We start from the raw sequence: 17,407 nt of genomic DNA, 5'->3' as shown, positions 1-17,407 counted from the left end.
TCGTGCGGTTGCGTGCATGGCAATGCTGGGTTTGCCGACCCAGCCTACGATTGTCCTCCCAGGCTACGTGGTCGCTGTTATGCGATCCGGGCGAACAGGACCCCATGTCCAGGGAGCTCCAGTTGTCCGCTCTGTAGTGTGCCTTGCTGCAAGCCGTGCCCTTCCAGCGGCGTGGCTGCATCGAATCCGGCCAGCGCCACCGTCTGTGGCAGCTTGCCGAGATTGAATGCCGCCAACACCTGCCCGGAGCCATCGTGGCGCACGAAAGCCAGTATCGGCTCGGGCACATCGAGGAAACGAATGTCGCCCTGCCGCAGGGCCGATTGCGCGGCGCGCCAATGCATGAAGCGACGGAAGCCATGCAGCACGGAGTTCGCGTTGGCTTCCTGATGCGTCACGGCCAACGCCTTGTGGGCTTCGTCGATCGGCAGCCATGGCGCCACCGGGCTGAAACCCGCAAAAGGTCCCTCATTCCAGGGCATCGGCGTACGGCAGCCGTCGCGGCCCTTGAAGTTCGGCCAGAAGGTGATGCCGTAGGGGTCTCGCAGGGCCTCGAACGGTACCTCGGCTTCGGTCAGGCCAAGCTCTTCGCCCTGGTACACGCATACCGAACCGCGCAGCGAGCACAGCATGGCAGTGAGCAGATTGGCCAGGCGTGGCGAGGTGTTGCCGTTGCCCCAACGCGTGAGCACGCGTTCCACATCGTGGTTGGAAATGGCCCAGCACGGCCAGCCTTCGCTTACCTGCGCTTCCAGTTGCGCCACGGTTCGGCGAATGTATGCGGCGCTGAAGTCGCTGCTGAGCAATTCGAAGCTGTAGCCCATGTGCAGGCGATGGCCGCGGGTGTATTCGGCCATCGTCGCCAGCGAGTCCTCCGAGGAGATCTCGCCGAGCGTCACTGCGCTGGGATAGCGGTCGAGCAGGGCGCGCAAGTCACCCAGGAAATCGAGATTTTCCGGCTGGGTGTTGTTGTACAGGTGATACTGGAAGGCATACGGATTGTCCGGGCTGAAGCCGCGGCCCACGCGCCTTTCCTTCGGCTTGGGCGGGTTGTCGCGCAGCTGCCGGTCGTGGAAGCAGAAGTTGATCGCATCCAGGCGCAAGCCATCCACGCCCTTGTCCAGCCAGAAGCGCACATTGTCGAGCACCGCGGTGCGCACCTCCGGATGGTGGAAATTGAGGTCCGGCTGCGAAGCGAGAAAGTTGTGCAGGTAGTACTGGCCGCGCCGCGGTTCCCATTGCCAGGCCGAACCGCCGAAGATCGACAACCAGTTGTTGGGTGGGCTGCCATCAGGTTTTGCATCCGCCCAGACGTACCAGTCGGCTTTCGCGTTGCCAAGGCTTTCGCGGCTTTCCTTGAACCAGGCATGCTGGTCGGAGGTATGGCTCAGTACCTGGTCGATCATCACCTTCAAGCCCAGGCCATGCGCCTTGGCGAGCAGGGAATCGAAATCCTCCAGCGTGCCGAACAGTGGGTCGACATCGCGGTAATCGGCGATGTCGTAGCCGAAATCGGCCATCGGCGAACGGAAGAACGGCGCGACCCAGATCGCATCCACGCCCAGGCTCGCCACGTAGTCAAGCCGCTGGATGATGCCCGGCAGGTCACCCACGCCGTCGCCGTTGGTATCCAGAAAACTGCGTGGATAGATCTGATAGATGACGGCGCCGCGCCACCAGGATACATCGGTCATTGGAAACGCTTTCCTTAGTAAAGCCGAAACTCGCCGGCCCTGCTTCCTTCCCACGGCGGATACGTGCGACCGCGCCGTCTGCGTCATTCCCGCTTTCGCGGGAATGACGCCAATGCAAGATTCCCAATGTACCAGGCGAAGATCCCCGGGTAGGAAGCAGAGCTTGTTGGCGTGGTGCAGCTTAGTCGCGAGGTTTCGGTTGCTCGCAGGGCTTGCATACGTATTCATTCGTGCTGCGGTTGCGGCATGAGCGGCACGGCAAAAATGGGTATCGCCAAGGCGTCACGATCGTGCCTTGGGTAAAAATTGCGTAACGCCGGCCTTTTTCGCTGTTTTAGCGTAGTAGTGCGCGCAAGCGGGGCGCGTATGTTGCGCTGCGATGACAGCTGCCAAGGGGTAGGTATGAATACGTATGCAGGATGTGGTCTGCTTGGAAAAGCGCGCCCTACCATCCACCCACGCCGCCGGTTCCGTCCGTCTGCGTGGGCGCCGACCGTACTGCGAAATTTGCGTCGGCGGCCAACAAGAGGCGACTACAAGAAATGATTTTTGGGGAGGGGACTCGTGATACTCAAGCGTAATTTGCTGGTGATGGCTCTTGCTTCGGCCGGTCTCACCATGGCTTTCGGCGTGCAGGCAGCGACGGATGAAACTGGCGCTCAGACTGCGGCCGACACGGCGCAGCAGTCCAACACGGCCAGCACAAGCCAGGCCACCACCAATCCGAAAAGCCAGCAGGAGCTGGCCAAGAGCCTGTCCACCGTGACGGTGACCGGTTTCAGCAGCAGCGTCGAGAAGTCGATCGACTACCAGCGCTACGCCGATACCATCCAGAGCGTGGTGACGTCTGCGGACATTGGCGGCCTGCCGGATCAGTCCATCGCCGACTCGCTGACGCACCTGCCCGGCGTTTCCGCCGAGCGCATCGCCGGCCAGGCCTCGCAGATCAACATCCGCGGTCTTTCGGGCGATTTCATCCAGACCACGCTGGATGGCCGCGAGCAGCCCTCCACCAGCGGCACCAACTACATCGAGTTCGATCAGTATCCGTCGGAGCTGATCAACATGGCGACGGTGTACAAGACTTCGCAGGCTTCGCTGGTTACGGGCGGCGTGGCAGGCACCATTGCACTGCAGACGGCCAATCCGCTGGAAAATTCCAAGGACCAGTCGCTCAACATCGATACGCGCGGCAGCTATGACGGCCAGGCCCACGACGTGCCGGGCGCCAATGCAGTCGGCTACCGCCTGAGCGTGGCTTACCAGGGCAAGTTCCTCGATAACACCCTGGGCGTCGGCCTGGGTTTTGCGGATATGTATCAGCCGCACGTGTCCGAGCAGTTCGTGGGCGAATCGTCGGACGGCAGCCTATATACGCTGAACAAGAACAATCCCGCGCAGCAAGCCTATTTGCCGGAAGGCTACCAACTGCAGCAGAACGGCGGTGAAGAGCGTCGCCGCGGTTACCTGGGAACCGTGGTTTGGCGCCCGACCAAGGACCTGCAGCTGACGGCGGACACCTTCTTCTCGAAGTTCAACGACAGTTCGTTCGGTTACGGCTTCCGCTCGCAGAATTTCTACGGCAACAACGCGCAGATCACCAATCCCGTGCTCAGCTCACTGGGTACGGTGATCGGCGGTACCGCTTCTGGCACGGGCACTACCCAGTTCTCCAACGAGACGACGGCCGACAACTACACCAAGAACACCAGCGTGTTCTCCGGCGGCCTGAACATGAAGTGGAACCATGGCAACTGGCATATCGACTCCGATATCTCGTTGTCGCGTGCGACCAGCAACGAGATCAACGTCGACACTACGGCCGATCCTTACTCGGGCCTGGGTACTGCCAGTCCGCAGCTGATGGCGCAGTCGACGACCTTCCAGTTCAAGGGCCGCAATATCGGCGATGTGTCGGTGAGCAATCCGGGCCTCTACACCAACCTCAACGACATGGCTTTGTCGCGTTACGGTGTCTATCCGTACATCTATCACGACAAGGACAAGGCCTTCCGCACCGCAGTGCAATACGACTTGCCGAACAACCCGGTGTTCTCGGCGATCGAGGCAGGCTTCTATCTCAATAACCATACCTACGCGCAGGATCGCGAAGTCTACGTCTACGGTTCGGAGTGGAACACTTCGCCCGTGGCCGGCGAGCTGCCGCTGACCATCCCGTCCAGCGCTGCGCAAACCACGTGCTGGAAGGGCAAATTCAGCGGCTTCCCCTGCTTCCTTACGCTCAATGGTCCGGCCATCCTCGCTGCGCACGGGATTGTTGCCAACCCGGTGAAGAACATCACCGACCAGAGTTGGTCGGAAATCCAAAGCGGTTCGGTCAACGAAAAGACCCGTGACGTGTTCGTAATGGGCGATATCGATTCGCAGCTGTTCGGTCACGAGCTGACCGGCAACGTGGGCGTGCGTGTGTCGCGCCAGGCACAGTACAGCTACGGCCTGCAGCAAGTCGGCAATGGCGCAGGCGTGCTGATAGTCGACGGCAACGGCAACAGCAGCCGGGACTATGCGCCAATCAAGTCCGGCAAGACCTATACCGACTACCTGCCGTCGTTCAATCTGATCTATCACTGGACGGACCAGGATCAGATGCGCGTTGCCGCGTCGAAGGTGCTGTCGCGTCCGCCGATCAACACCATGCTCGCGGGTGCCGGTTCGTGGGTGTCCAATGGTCAGTACAACGTGTGGGGTGGAACCAGCCCGTTGCTGAATCCGCTGCGTGCGACGCAGTACGACGTGGATTACGAGCACTACTTCGATGATTCCACCGGTGCGGTGACGGCCGGCGTGTTCTTCAAGAAGGTGAATTCGTTCATCCAGAACGTCACCTACAACAACTTCGATTTTGCTGCGGCCGGCATCAAGGTGCCGACCAACCCGGCCACTGGCCAGCCGTATGCCAATGGCCAGTACCAGACCTCGTACAACGCCAAGGGCGGCGACGTGCGCGGCGTGGAAGCTTCATTCACCAAGACGCACTTCCTGCCGGGCATCTGGTCGGGCCTGGGCTTCGACGCAAACCTGGCGCTCACCAACAGCAACGTGCACAACCCGACCACTCTGGCCGGTCCGACCACGTACATCGGTCTGCCAGGCTTGTCCAAGCGCGTGGCGAGTGCTGCAGTGTTCTACGACAACGGCACCTTCTCGGCCCGTCTGTCGGCGAACTACCGTTCGTCGTTCCTCTCGGACACGCAGATTGCAGTGGATCACCAGTTGGTGACGTTTGCGGCTGAAACGGTGTATGACTTCCAGGCTTCGTACAACATCACTAAGCAGCTGAGCGTGGTCTACCAGATGCTCAACTTGAGCAACCAGCCGACCAAGACCTATTTCGGCGGCAATCCGCAGCAGACCGGCACGATCCAGTACTTCGGACGCACCAGCTACCTGGGCGTGAACTTCAAGCTGTAAAAGCAACAAGGCGCCGGACACGCTCTCGTGGTGTCCGGCGCACTCCCCCGGCCCGGCTCCGTTGACGATTGGGGAGCCGGGCTTTTTTCCAGGCGCTACGCGCTTCGCCCTCGTCGTTCCCCGCGTTGCGCGGCCGTGCCGTGACGACGACATTCCATCCTCGGGAGGACGAGCCCATGTCCAAGTTCAGAACCGCTCTACGCTCCGTTTTGCTGGCCGCGATGCTGGCGTTACTGTCCTTGCCTGCCGTGGCGCAGGAAAAAGCGGCAGCGAAGCCGGCCGCAACGGCATCCGGCGTCTACTACGAAATCTTCGTCCGGGCTTTCTACGACAGCAACGACGACGGCATCGGTGATCTCAACGGCGTCACCGCCAAGCTCGACTACATCAAGTCGCTGGGCGTCAGCGGTATTTGGCTGATGCCGATCAACCCCTCGCCGAGCTACCACGGCTACGACATTACCGATTACGAAGGCATCAACCCGCAGTACGGCAACCTGCAGGACTTCAGGAAGCTGCTGGCCGAAGCGCACAAGCGCGGCATCCAGGTGGTGATGGACATGGTGATCAACCACACCAGCGACCAGCATCCCTGGTTCAAGGCGGCGATGGATCCCAAGGACCCGCACCACGACTGGTATCTGTGGGCCAAGCCCGGTACGGATCTGAAGGCCGTCAGCGCGGTCGGCGGTCCCGCCTGGCATCGTGCATCGAACGGCGCGTACTACGAGGGCACGTTCACCGCGGCCATGCCGGACCTCAACTACGACCATCCGGCCGTGCGCAAGGCCATGATCGAGGTAGGGCGGTTCTGGTTGCAGCAGGGCGTCGATGGCTTCCGCCTGGATGCCGCGCAGCACATCTATGACGACCTGCGCACGGATATGAGCGATCCGATCGCGCTGCAGAAGAACGTGCGCTGGTGGTCCGAATATCGCCGCGCGCTGGAGGCAGCCAAACCGCAGGTATGGCTGGTCGGCGAAGTGGCACGCCAGAACCCGGATGACCTGACCCCTTACATGGGCCCCTTGAACACCGTGTTCGACTTCCCCCTCGCCACGCAGTTGATCGAGAGCGTGGACCAGGAGCGCAATCTCGGCATCGGTGGTGGACTCGAATACAGCTTTGCGGCTTTTCGCAAGCATGCAAACGGGGAGTTCGACGATGCGCCGTTCCTCTCCAATCACGACCAGCAACGCGTGATGAGCCAGCTCGACGGCAACATACTGCATATGCGCCTAGCTGCTGAACTGCTGCTTACGCTGCCGGGCCATCCCTTCATCTATTACGGCGAAGAGCTGGGCATGCAGGGCAGCAAGCCCGATGAGGATATCCGCGAGCCGATGCGCTGGTATCGCAACGGCAAGGGCCAGGGGACGGCCAGCTGGAAGGATTGGAGCAGCGGCGACGACGCAACTGTCTCGGTTCAAGCCCAGGATGCCGATCCCGCGTCGCTGCTGAATCTGTATCGCAAGCTGATCGGCTGGCGCCAGCAGGTGAGCGCGTTGCGCGATGGCGTATTGCACGATGTGCCGGCTGCCGACCCGCATGTGCTGGCGTATATGCTGCAGGATGCGCAATCGCGCGTCCTGGTAGTGCACAACCTGTCGCGGGAGCCGCGCGTGTTCGAACTGGGGAGCGATGCACACGTAGCCTCCGTGCTGCTGCAGACGGAGGAAGGTGCCGTCCTGGCCGGTGGAAAGCTGAGCTTGCCGCCTTATGCCACGGTGATCCTGCAGTAGGCTGGGATGGCAATCCCAGCACCGGGATGCCGCGCGGAAGCTGGGATTATCATCCCAGCCTACGCGTCTGGGCTGCTATCACGAGGCATGAAATCTCCAGGAATTTGTCCCCCGCATGGACGAAGTATGGTTATAGTCGGGCGGCTTGTGCATGCCAGCTTCTTTGCAACAGGAAAGGATGGGTGGATGACAACCCTGCGCCATTTGGCCGTTTTCGGCTTGCTGATCGCTTCCATGTTCCACCCGGTTCGCGCCGACCAAACCCAAGTACGCTTCCAGCTCGATCATGCCGACGCACGCGGCATCGAACTCAAAGCGGGCAACGACCAGATCACTGTGCGCTTCGTCGCCCCGAACGTCGTACAGATCCACGGCATGCCGCATGGCGCAAGTACGCGCCCCGGCATCGTGATGGATCCGCATGGTTCACGTGATACGCTTGCCAACCTGCGCGTCCGCACTACTGCGGGCATGGCGTCCGTGGCTAGCGGAGAGCTGACCGCGACCTGGGACAAGCAGGCCGGACACCTCAGTGTCGCCGACGCGCAAGGGCGCGTGCTGCTATGGACGGACCCGGCCACGCTGGTGGATCGTCGCATCGGCCTGCAGCACGACGTCGGCGATCCGCTGTACGGCATCGGCGGCTACGATGCCTTCGAGCCTGCCAAGGGCGGGCTACTGCGCCACGGCGTACAAATCGCGAAGGCCGGTGAACAGGGCTATCCGGGCGGTCCCTTCGTGTGGAGCACACATGGTTATGGCGTGCTGGTCGACACCGTCGGCGCGAAATTCGATCTGGCTGAGGGGCGTATCGACGTCAGCGGCATCAGCCGCGGGGATGCGAGCTTCGACGTGATTGCCGGCACCCCACCGCAGATCTTCGCGGCGCTCGCCACCCTCAGCGGTCCGGCGCCGCTGTTTCCGAAATGGGCGATGGGCTTCACCAACAGCCAGTGGGGCATCGACCAGCAGGAACTGCTGGCCATCGTGCATGGCTACCGTAGCCGGCACATCCCGATCGACAACTTCACCTTCGACTTCGACTGGAAGGCCTGGGGAGAGGACAACTACGGCGAATTCCGCTGGAACAAGAGCAAGTTTCCCGGCGGTTCCAATGGTCAGCTGAAGACGGTGATGGACCAGCTCGGCATGCATATGACCGGCATAATGAAGCCGCGTATCCACGTCGATACGGTGGAGGGGCGCTACGTCGAGACGCACGGGCTGTGGGCCGCGAGCCGCCCGCAAAACACGGATTACTTCTCTCTGAAACCGGTGCGCGACGTGGACTTCGATCGGGCCGCGGCGCGTGAGTGGTTTTTCAACGACGCGCTGAAGCACTCTTTCGACACCGGTATCGTCGGCTGGTGGAACGACGAGGCGGACGACACCAACAGCAACACGCAATTCCTCAACATGCAGCGTGCGCTGTATGAAGGACAGCGCGCCTATACGCCGACCCGAGTGTGGTCGATCAACCGCGATTTTTACCTCGGCGCCCAGCGTTACGCCTATGGCCTGTGGTCGGGCGATATCGACACCGGTTTCGACAGCATGGCGGCGCAGCGCCAGCGCATGCTCAGCGCCATCGACGTGGGCGAGATGAAGTGGGGCATGGACAGCGGCGGTTTCAAGGGGCATCCGGATAACGAGAACTATGCGCGCTGGATCGAATTCGCTGCCTTCGTGCCGATCTTCCGCGTGCACGGGACGCTGGGCGAAAAACGCCAGCCGTGGGTGTATGGCCCGGTCGCCGAGAAGGCCGCGACAGATGCGATGCGCCTGCGCTATGCGCTGATTCCGTACATCTACAGTTATGAGCGTGCTGCCACCACGGAGGGCGTCGGCATCGTGCGGCCGCTCAGCTTCGATTATCCGGACGACAGCCAGGTGCGCGACGACGTGGATGCCTGGATGTTCGGCGCCGGACTGCTGGTGTCGCCAGTGGTTGAGAAAGGCCAGACGGACAAGCTGATCTACCTTCCGGCAGGCCAATGGACGGACTATTTCACCGGCAAGCGGTACCAGGGCGGCGAGACCATTCATTACGCGATCGACAGCCAGACCTGGGATGACATTCCATTGTTTGTTCGCGAGGGTGCGATCATTCCCAACCAGCCGGCAACGGATTTCGTAGGCGAACAGCCTGTGCCCGAGCTGACGGTCGATGTATTTCCAGCCGAGCACTCGACCCATTTCGATTACTACGACGATGACGGCGACACCTATGCCTACGAGCATGACGTGTTCTACTCGCAACGTCTGTCTACACAGCGCCGTGGTGATGGCGTGGAATTCGGTGTCGAAGCAGCGCGCGGCAGCTACAAGCCCGGGCTGAAGTATTTTCTGGTGAAAGTGCATGGCGTGAATGCCACCAGCGCGGGGGCGCTCAAGTCCTATGCCAATGCGGAAGCCTTGCAGACGGCGAAAGGAGAGGGTTGGGCAGTCGGTCACGATCGCTATGGCGACGTGACTTTGTTGCGACTTGCGGCGCAGAAGGCGCGGCGTGTGGTGTTACGAGCGGCTGACTCGCATTGAGCGACGAGTCTGCTCTCTCCCACACAAGCGGGTGAGGGAGCAGAGAAATGAATACGTATGCAGAACGCTGTGCTCCCGTGCTGGCTTGCCTACCATGCGAGATCACCTGCGCGAAATGCCTGCCTTTGCTGCAACTGCAGCATGTGCCGCGCTTCGCGTCATGCCATAACCGGCATCCTGTTCTGATTTACCCATTCGCGGAGTGCGCATGCTGAGCGTTGTAATGATGGCGGCTCTGGCCGCGAACGCCCAAGGAGACGTGTGGCGTGACGAGATCGCGTGGCGCGGACAGCAGGCGCACATGAGCGTGGCGAAGGGGGAACGCTTCATTTTGACCGGCCCGTTCGGTAAGCGCGACATCGGCGCACAGCGCATGCGTACGGAAACGGCCAGCTCGATGTTCGACGGTCTGTTCGCCATGGCGCAGGAGGAGCTGACGCAGAATTCGGTCACCGCCATTCGCGACGACGCGTTCGATCATGGCCAGCCGATTCCATGCAACTGCTTCGAGACCGGCGCGAAATGGCCGTACGTGTGGACGCGCGACCTTTCCTATGCGATCGACCTCGGCTTGTGGCAATTCGATCCGCAGCGTTCGCGCAACGGCTTGGGGTTCAAGCTGTCGAGTATGCGTAATCCGGCCTTGCCGCAAGGGCTGTACGTGATGCAGGACACCGGCTCGGGCGGCAGCTGGCCGATCAGTACCGACCGCGTGGTGTGGTTCCTGGGAGCGCAGCATCTGCTCGACGACAAGGCTTTTGCCGGCAACGTGTACCGCGCGCTGAGCGATACGCTGGCGCAGGACCGGCAGTATGCGTTCGATCCGGAGCTGGGACTGTATCGCGGTGAAACCTCGTTCCTGGATTGGCGCGAACAGACCTATCCGGCATGGACGGCGAGCAACGTGGGATTCATTGCCCAGTCGTTTGCGCTGTCCACCAATGTTCTGCACTACCAGGCCCTGCAGCTGGCAGTGCGGCTGGCGAAAGAGCATGGGGATGCGGCCAAGGCAAGACGTTATGAAGAGCAAGCCGCCGCGCTCAGGCGCGCCGTCAATGCGCGGTTCTGGCGCGCGGATCGCGGCATGTACATGAGTTACATCGGCGGTGACGGCACGCCGTACGAAACCTACGATCTGCTCGGCACGGCCCTGGTCATCATCAGTGGCGTCGCCGAAGGCGAAAGCGCGCGCATCGCCCTGGCGAATTATCCCACCTGGGCGGCGGGCAGCCCGGTGATCTGGCCTGAACGCAGCGATCAACCGGTCTATCACAATCGCGCGATCTGGCCGTTCGTCAGCGCCTATGCGCTGCGCGCCGCCCGTGTTGTGGACGACCCGGCGCGCATCGCTCATGAGCTGCGTTCGATCATGCGGGGCGCTGCCATGAGCGGCTCCAACATGGAGAACTACGAACTGGTCACGCAGGCCACGCACGTGGATGAAGGTGAGCTCAGCGGGCCGGTGGTCGATTCGCCGCGGCAGCTGTGGTCCGTGGCTGCGTATCTGGACATGGTGAACGAGGGCGTGTTCGGCCTTGCGCAGGATGGCCGCATCGAGCCGAAGCTGCCGGTCTCCCTGGTGCCGACACTGTTCGGCGAGCGGGACAACATTCGGCTGTACGGCCCTGAGCGGAGCATAACGCTGCGCCTTCCGCACAAGCTGCAGGGCAATCTGCTGGTGGCCGACACCATCAGGCAGCGAGGTGGCGAAACGGTGGTCACGCTGAAGGCCATCAACCAGCCCTTGCTTCCCCTGCGCACCGACGCGCCGCTGTATGGCCCGATATCGCCCGACGCCCCCGCTATCGACAAAGACAACAGAGGTTGGCGGGTGGAAGCGGATGGCAAGCTGGTGCTGTATGCGGACGGGCAGCGCGTGGGTAGTATTGATGGCAGCACTTACATCGCACAGGGCGCGAAGCCGCCGTGCGTGAGCGTCACGCGGGTGGACGGACATGGTATCGAATCGCTGCACAGCCCGACTGTTTGCGGCGGTGAGCCGGCGGCGATCGACGACAGCTGGCCGCGCGCGTGGACCGCGCCTGCCACGGGCCGCTATCGAGTATGGCTGCGCTATGAAAACAACCATGGTCCGATCAACACCGGCGTGACCGCGGCGGTGAAAGTACTGTTGGCGCACTGTGGCAACGAAGCACCGCAACGCGTACCCATGGTGATGCCGCACAGCATGGGCGAGCAGTCGTCTAGCCAGGGCGTGATTACCGCAAAAGCTGGTGCCGCGTGCCGCTTCGAGCTTGAGCAAGGTTTCAACATGAGCGATCTCAGCCATTTCGCGCACTACACCGGCGGCAAGGGCGGCAGCAAAGGGCCGCTCAACGATGCACGCATCGGCGATCTGATCATCACGCCGGCGACGGGTACGTTATGAATCGCAAACCGAACCGGTCTTTCTGGCAGATCTGGAACATGTGTTTCGGCTTTCTTGGCATCCAGTTCGCCTTTGCGCTGCAGAACGCCAATGTCAGCCGCATCTTCCAGACCCTGGGCGCGAGCGTGGGCGACATCCCCATGCTGTGGATCGCCGCGCCGTTCACCGGGCTGATCGTGCAGCCGCTGATCGGCTATGCCTCCGACCGCACCTGGGGGCGGCTGGGGCGGCGCCGTCCCTATTTCCTGGCGGGCGCCGTGCTTACCACGCTGGCCTTGCTGTGGATGCCCAACTCGGGATTGCTGTGGATCGCCGCGATGTTGCTGTGGCTGATGGATGCATCGATCAACGTGTCGATGGAGCCGTTTCGTGCGTTCGTCGGCGACCAGTTGCCGACCGGGCAGCGGCCGCTCGGCTATGCGATGCAGAGCTTCTTCATCGGCCTGGGCGCGGTGGTGGCGTCGGCGCTGCCCTATCTGCTTGCCCATTTGGGCGTGAGCAATGTGGCCGGCCCCGGAGGCATTCCCGCCACGGTACGCGACGCGTTCTATATCGGCGGCGCGGTGTTGCTGGGTTCGGTCCTGTGGACGGTGTTGTCTACGCGGGAATACCCGCCCGAGCAGTTGCATGTGTTCGACGACGCGGTGAAACCGGAGCCGATGCAAGTGGAACGTGCCAGCGCCAGCAGGCATGGCCTGGCCTGGCTGCTGGCCGGACTGCTGGGTGGCTGGCTCGTGCACAGGTACAACCTCGAACATGAGCTGTACCTGCTGGCCGGCGGTCTGGCCGCCTTCGGGCTCTCGCAATTGTGGGTGAGCGTGGCGCATGGCAATGATGTGTTCACGCAAGTGATGACTGACGTGAACACGATGCCGCCCGCCATGCGCCGCCTGGCGCTGGTGCAGTTCTTTTCCTGGTTCGCGATGTTCGCGATGTGGATCTACACCACGGCCGGTGTGGCGCAGGTTCATTTCGGCAGCAGCGATCCGCAATCGGCGGCGTACAACAATGGCGCCAATTGGGTTGGCGTGTTGTTCGCGGCCTACAACGGTTTTGCGGCGCTGGCGTCGCTGGTGGTTCCCTGGATGGTACGCCGCTGGGGCCTGCGCATCAGTCACCTGGTCAACTTGTGGCTGGGTGGCGCGGGGCTGATTTCGTTCCTGTTGATCCGCGAGCCGCACTGGCTGTTGCTGCCGATGCTGGGTGTGGGTTTTGCGTGGGCGTCGATCCTCTCGTTGCCCTATGCGCTGCTGTCGGACAATCTGCCGGCGGAGAAGATGGGCGTCTATATGGGCATCTTCAATTTCTTCGTGGTGATTCCGCAGTTGCTTGCCGCAAGCGTGCTTGGCGTGTTGCTGCGCTTGTTCTTTCACGGCCAGCCGATCTATGCGCTGATGCTCGGCGGAGCCAGCTTGCTGGTAGCGGGATTGAGCGTGTTGAGGGTGCAGGAGCCTGCGCTTGCGTAGGTTGGGGTGCCAACCCTGATATATCCCGATGTTTTTTGACTTGCATTCCGCAAAAATCAACGGTGCAGGCAATGCGATTTCAGAGCGAATCGTCATTCCGGTGAAGGCCGAGCAAAAACGTGAGGCATCGCCGCGATAAGCTATCTCCCCGATGTAGCAAAGGTTTTTTATCGAAAAGCGTGGGGATGCCTCAGGGTGCAAACCCCAACCTACGGATGACGCGCAGCTTCCGCACAAGCGGCGGCGCGCTGTTGCAAGAAGGTTCGTTCCCGTCCATTGCGCGTCAGCGTGGCCGCGCGCTCGAATTCTTCGCGCGCTTCGGCGTGCCGTTCCAGGCGGCTGAGCAAATCGCCGCGCACACTGGGCAGCAGGTGATAGTTGCGCAGCAGCGGCTCATCCGCCAGCGCATCGACCAGCGCAAGCCCGGCGGCCGGGCCGGATGCCATCGCCACAGCCACCGCTCGATTGAGCTCGACGATCGGCGACGGCAACGCCTGCGCCAGCTCCGCATACAGCGCAGCGATACGCTTCCAGTCCGTAGCTTCGGCAGTGCGCGCACGCGCATGGCAGGCGCCAATGGCTGCTTGCAGCGCATAGGGGCCACGCGTGCCGCCCAGTTTCTCGGCGTGTTCCAGCGCGGCCAGGCCGCGGCGGATCAACAGCGGATCCCAGCGGCTGCGATCCTGGTCCGGCAGCAGGATCGGCTCGCCCGTCGGCGTGGTGCGCGCGCGCAGGCGCGAGGCCTGGATTTCCATCAAGGCCATCAAGCCCAGCACTTCCGGTTCCTGCGGCGCCAGGCCGGCCAGCACGCGTCCCAGGCGCATGGCTTCGTTGCACAGCTCTGGGCGGATCCAGTCGTCGCCGGAGGTGGTCGCATAACCTTCGTTGAAGATCAGGTAGATCACTTCAAGCACGGAGGCGAGCCGTTCATTGCGTTCTTCCCCGCGCGGCACTTCGAAGGGAATGCGCTTTTCGGCCAGCGTGCGCTTGGCGCGGACGATACGCTGCGAAATGGTCGGTTCGGGCACGAGAAAGGCGCGCGCGATTTCGTCCGTGGTCAGGCCGCCGAGCAGGCGCAGGGTGAGCGCAGCGCGTGCCTCGGCCGAAAGCACCGGGTGGCAGGCCGTGAAGATCAGCCTGAGCAGGTCGTCGCCGATGTCGTCGTCGAGCATGGTTTCCAGCTCCGACTTGCCGTCCTCGACCTCGCCTTCCGTTTCATAGGCGAGGGCCTCATGCTTGCGTTCGATCAGCTTCTTGCGCCGCAACTGGTCGATGGCGCGATGCTTGGCGGCGGTCATCAGCCACGCGCCGGGGTTGTCCGGTACACCGGTTTGCGGCCAGCGCTCGAGCGCGGTCACCAACGCGTCCTGCGCCAGTTCCTCGGCCAGCCCCACGTCGCGCAGCATGCGCGCGAGGCCGGCAATCAGCCGCGCCGATTCGATGCGCCATACTGCTTCGATGCTGCGATGGATGTCGGTGGCCGTCATGGCCACCGATGACAGCACTTGCCTGGGCGTTGTGCAAGTTCATGACGGCACATCAAGGCGCCGGCTGGCGCGGATCTTCAAAGCCTTCGGCGGCTTTGCGAACGTCGGCCGGGAAATCCGTCATCTCGAACACCTGGCGAATTTCGATCGTATCGCCCGGATTGAGCGGGCAGCGGGTAGCCCATGCCACCGCTTCGTCTCGGGTAGCCACGTCGATCATCCAATAGCCGCCAACCACTTCCTTGGCTTCGGCGAAGGGACCATCGACGACCTTCGATTTGCCGTTGACGGAGCTCACGCGCACACCGCTCGAGGGGGGATGCAGACCATCCAGGGCAAGCAGCACGCCGGCTTCCTGCAGCGACTTGTTGAACCGCATCATTTTTTCCACGCCTTCGGCGCTTGGCCGGGTGTCGGGCGCGGCGTCGCGATAGCCCTCGGGCAGCATCAGCATCATGAAGCGCATGACGGTTCTCCCTACTGCTGCCCCGGAATGAGCACCATCCAGCTGATGCCGAAACGGTCCACCACCATGCCGAAATAGGGTGAAAAGAAGGTCTCGCTCAGCGGTGCATGCACTTGGCCGCCATCAGCCAGCGCGTTGAAGGCGCGCTCGGCTTCATCCTTGGTATTGACGCTCAGCGAAAGCGAAAAGCCCTGGAATTTCGTGTTTGTATTGATGCAATCGTCGGAGGCCATCAGCACCGTGTCGCCGATGCTGAAGTTGCTGTACATGATGTGATCACTGGCTGCGTCCGAGTTCGGGCGTTGATCCGGCGGTGCGTCGCCGTAGCGCATCTTTGCGTGGATCTTGGCGCCCAGATGCTTCTCGTAATAACCCAGGGCTTCGTCGCAGCGGCCGCTGAAGAACAGGTAGGACTGGACGTACATGAGTGCTTTCTCCGTGACTAAAGGATCGGGGGGACCCGCGTCCAGCACAACCGGTCCGGGGGTCTTCGGAAAGATGACGAAGCAACAAGACGGAATTCGACAAGCTGGCAGGAGATGGTTTCGGATGCCGGAAAGGGCAAGCGTATGCCAGATCCCCTGCTCGTTTTATGCCTACACGACGGCCCGGATCAGCCCTGCTGGGATAAACGGTTTCGGCGCTAGTCCGGCCGCCATTTCGAGTGTATCGATGTTGGCACCTTCAGCCCAAGGACGCCCCGATCATGAACCCCAGCGAAGCCCGGCAGATTCTCGAAACCCTCGTCAATGGCGTGGACCCGGCTACCGGCGAGGTGTTGGCCGAGCAAACCCCGTTCAACCGCCTGGTGGTGGTTCGTGCGCTGTTCCAGGCGATAAGGGCGCTGGAACAGCGCGAGAAACCGGCACGGACGCGTCCCCAGCCCGGCAATGCCGGCAAGCCCTGGAGCAAAGAAGAAGATAAAAGCTTGCTGGAAGCCTATGACGCTGGGGCGCCGATCAAGCATCTGGCGGAGGAACATGCGCGTACGAAAGGCGCGATCCAGTCGCGGTTGCTCCGCCACGGCCGGCTACAGCCGGCAACGGCGGACAGTTCTGAATCCTAGCTTTTGCCGCGGGCGGAAGAGGACTGGCTGGACCGCCGCACCACCAGCTTCACCGGCAGCAACTGCGTTTGCACCGGCTCGCGGCGGATCAGGCTCAGCAGATTGTCCACCAGCGTCTCGCCGGCCAGCTTGGTGTCCTGCAGCACGGTGGTCAGCGGCGGATTGAGGAAGCGGGCCATCGGAATATCGTCGAAGCCCGCCACCGCCACCTGCTCCGGCACCTTGATGCCGTGGTCGGCGAGTGCACGCATGGCGCCAATGGCGATCAGGTCGCTGGCGGCAAAGACGGCGTCGAACGGCAGCTTGCGCTTCAGCAGTTTTTCCAGCGCTTCGTAGCCGGCCTGCTCGGTGCTCTCCGCGGCATCCACTTGCAAGGCGGCATCCGCTTGCATGCCAGCCTCCTGCAGTGCGGCAACGTAGCCGTGATAGCGGTCGAAGAATTCGGGGTAGTGGCTGGATGCATCACCGAGGAAGGCGATGTGCCGGCAGCCTTGTTCCAGCAGATGGCGTGCCACCGCCTGGCCGCCCTGCAGGTTGTCGCAGCCGATGGAAATGTCCGGTTGGTCGGGCAGTACCGCGCCCCAGCGTACGGAACGGGTGCCCTGGGCCGCCAGCTTCTGCATTTTGTCGCGATAGGCCAGGTAGTCGCCGTAGCCCAGCAGAATGATGCCGTCCGCCTTCTTGGTGTCGGCGTAGTCGGCATGCCAATCGTCGGACAGCTGCTGGAACGAAATCAGCAGATCGTAGCCGCGCAGGGCGCAGGCGCGCGTGATCGAGCCCAGCATCGAAAGAAAGAACGGATTGATGTGCGAGTCGTCGGCGGTAGGGTCCTCGAACAGCAGCAAGGCAAGGGTGCCCGAGTGCTGCGAACGCAAGTTCGAGGCGTTCTTGTCCACTTTGTAGTTGAGCTGGTCTGCCGCCGCCTTGATGCGCTGGCGGGTTTCCTCGCTCACCAGCGGGCTGCCGCGCAACGCTCGCGAGACCGTGGACTGCGAGACCCCGGTCAGGTGGGCGATATCGAAGGAAGTGGGTTTCCCTTTGATGGACACTGCAGAGCAACTCATGGTTTGGCCAGGGCGCGGTGGCCGGCCCAACAACACCATCCTAACGGCTTACCTGCCATCTGT

Annotated in this window: 11 protein-coding genes; 6 read left to right on the top strand and 5 right to left on the bottom strand. The window is 62.3% G+C overall.

Annotated elements, in window-relative coordinates:
* Positions 1-77: 77 nt before the first annotated feature.
* Positions 78-1,694: an alpha-glucosidase gene (locus EKH80_RS21195; RefSeq protein WP_126686796.1), complete on the bottom strand. Its 1,617-nt coding sequence runs from the start codon at positions 1,692-1,694 to the stop codon at positions 78-80.
* Positions 1,695-2,258: 564 nt separating this feature from the next.
* On the opposite strand from EKH80_RS21195, the gene EKH80_RS21190 reads away from it, so the two are divergent.
* The 5 genes from EKH80_RS21190 (at position 2,259) to EKH80_RS21170 (ending at position 13,261) form a co-directional block, all read left to right on the top strand.
* A complete protein-coding gene (locus EKH80_RS21190; RefSeq protein WP_126686795.1) occupies positions 2,259-5,126 on the top strand; it encodes a TonB-dependent receptor in 2,868 nt (955 codons plus the stop codon).
* Positions 5,127-5,302: 176 nt separating this feature from the next.
* Positions 5,303-6,868, top strand: coding sequence for an alpha-amylase family glycosyl hydrolase (locus EKH80_RS21185; RefSeq protein WP_230473866.1), 1,566 nt, complete (start codon positions 5,303-5,305; stop codon positions 6,866-6,868).
* 186 nt (positions 6,869-7,054) lie between these two features.
* Entirely contained in the window at positions 7,055-9,406 is a 2,352-nt protein-coding gene (locus EKH80_RS21180) for a TIM-barrel domain-containing protein (RefSeq protein ID WP_126686794.1), read from the top strand.
* 208 nt (positions 9,407-9,614) lie between these two features.
* Positions 9,615-11,795 (top strand): MGH1-like glycoside hydrolase domain-containing protein, encoded by a 2,181-nt coding sequence (locus tag EKH80_RS21175; protein WP_126686793.1) that lies wholly within the window; start codon positions 9,615-9,617, stop codon positions 11,793-11,795.
* Positions 11,792-13,261, top strand: a complete 1,470-nt coding sequence (locus EKH80_RS21170; protein ID WP_126686792.1) for an MFS transporter — start codon at positions 11,792-11,794, stop codon at positions 13,259-13,261. Before EKH80_RS21175 ends, EKH80_RS21170 begins: the two co-directional genes overlap by 4 nt.
* A 209-nt stretch (positions 13,262-13,470) precedes the next feature.
* Here the strand turns inward: EKH80_RS21170 and EKH80_RS21165 are convergent, their stop codons facing one another.
* Genes EKH80_RS21165 through EKH80_RS21155 form a run of 3 tightly spaced genes read right to left on the bottom strand, consistent with a single transcriptional unit; the run spans position 13,471 to position 15,639 of the window.
* Positions 13,471-14,748: an RNA polymerase sigma factor gene (locus EKH80_RS21165; RefSeq protein WP_126686791.1), complete on the bottom strand. Its 1,278-nt coding sequence runs from the start codon at positions 14,746-14,748 to the stop codon at positions 13,471-13,473.
* A 52-nt stretch (positions 14,749-14,800) separates the two neighbouring features.
* A complete protein-coding gene (locus EKH80_RS21160) occupies positions 14,801-15,214 on the bottom strand; it encodes a YciI family protein (RefSeq protein ID WP_126686790.1) in 414 nt (137 codons plus the stop codon).
* A gap of 11 nt (positions 15,215-15,225) precedes the next feature.
* Positions 15,226-15,639: a VOC family protein gene (locus EKH80_RS21155; protein ID WP_126686789.1), complete on the bottom strand. Its 414-nt coding sequence runs from the start codon at positions 15,637-15,639 to the stop codon at positions 15,226-15,228.
* Positions 15,640-15,920: 281 nt separating this feature from the next.
* On the opposite strand from EKH80_RS21155, the gene EKH80_RS21150 reads away from it, so the two are divergent.
* The gene (locus tag EKH80_RS21150) at positions 15,921-16,280 is read left to right on the top strand and encodes a hypothetical protein (RefSeq protein ID WP_126686788.1); all 360 of its coding nucleotides are present in this window, start codon (positions 15,921-15,923) and stop codon (positions 16,278-16,280) included.
* On the opposite strand, the gene EKH80_RS21145 is transcribed toward EKH80_RS21150, so the two are convergent.
* Positions 16,277-17,344 (bottom strand): LacI family DNA-binding transcriptional regulator, encoded by a 1,068-nt coding sequence (locus tag EKH80_RS21145; protein WP_196240419.1) that lies wholly within the window; start codon positions 17,342-17,344, stop codon positions 16,277-16,279. The two genes, EKH80_RS21150 and EKH80_RS21145, sit on opposite strands and share 4 nt — an antisense overlap.
* Between the last annotated feature and the right edge of the window lie 63 nt (positions 17,345-17,407).

The organism is Dyella choica, assembly GCF_003977665.1.
Taxonomy (GTDB): Bacteria; Pseudomonadota; Gammaproteobacteria; order Xanthomonadales; family Rhodanobacteraceae; genus Dyella_B; species Dyella_B choica.
The sequence above is the reverse complement of the archived record's forward strand: the minus strand, read 5'-3'. Positions and strand labels throughout refer to the sequence as shown.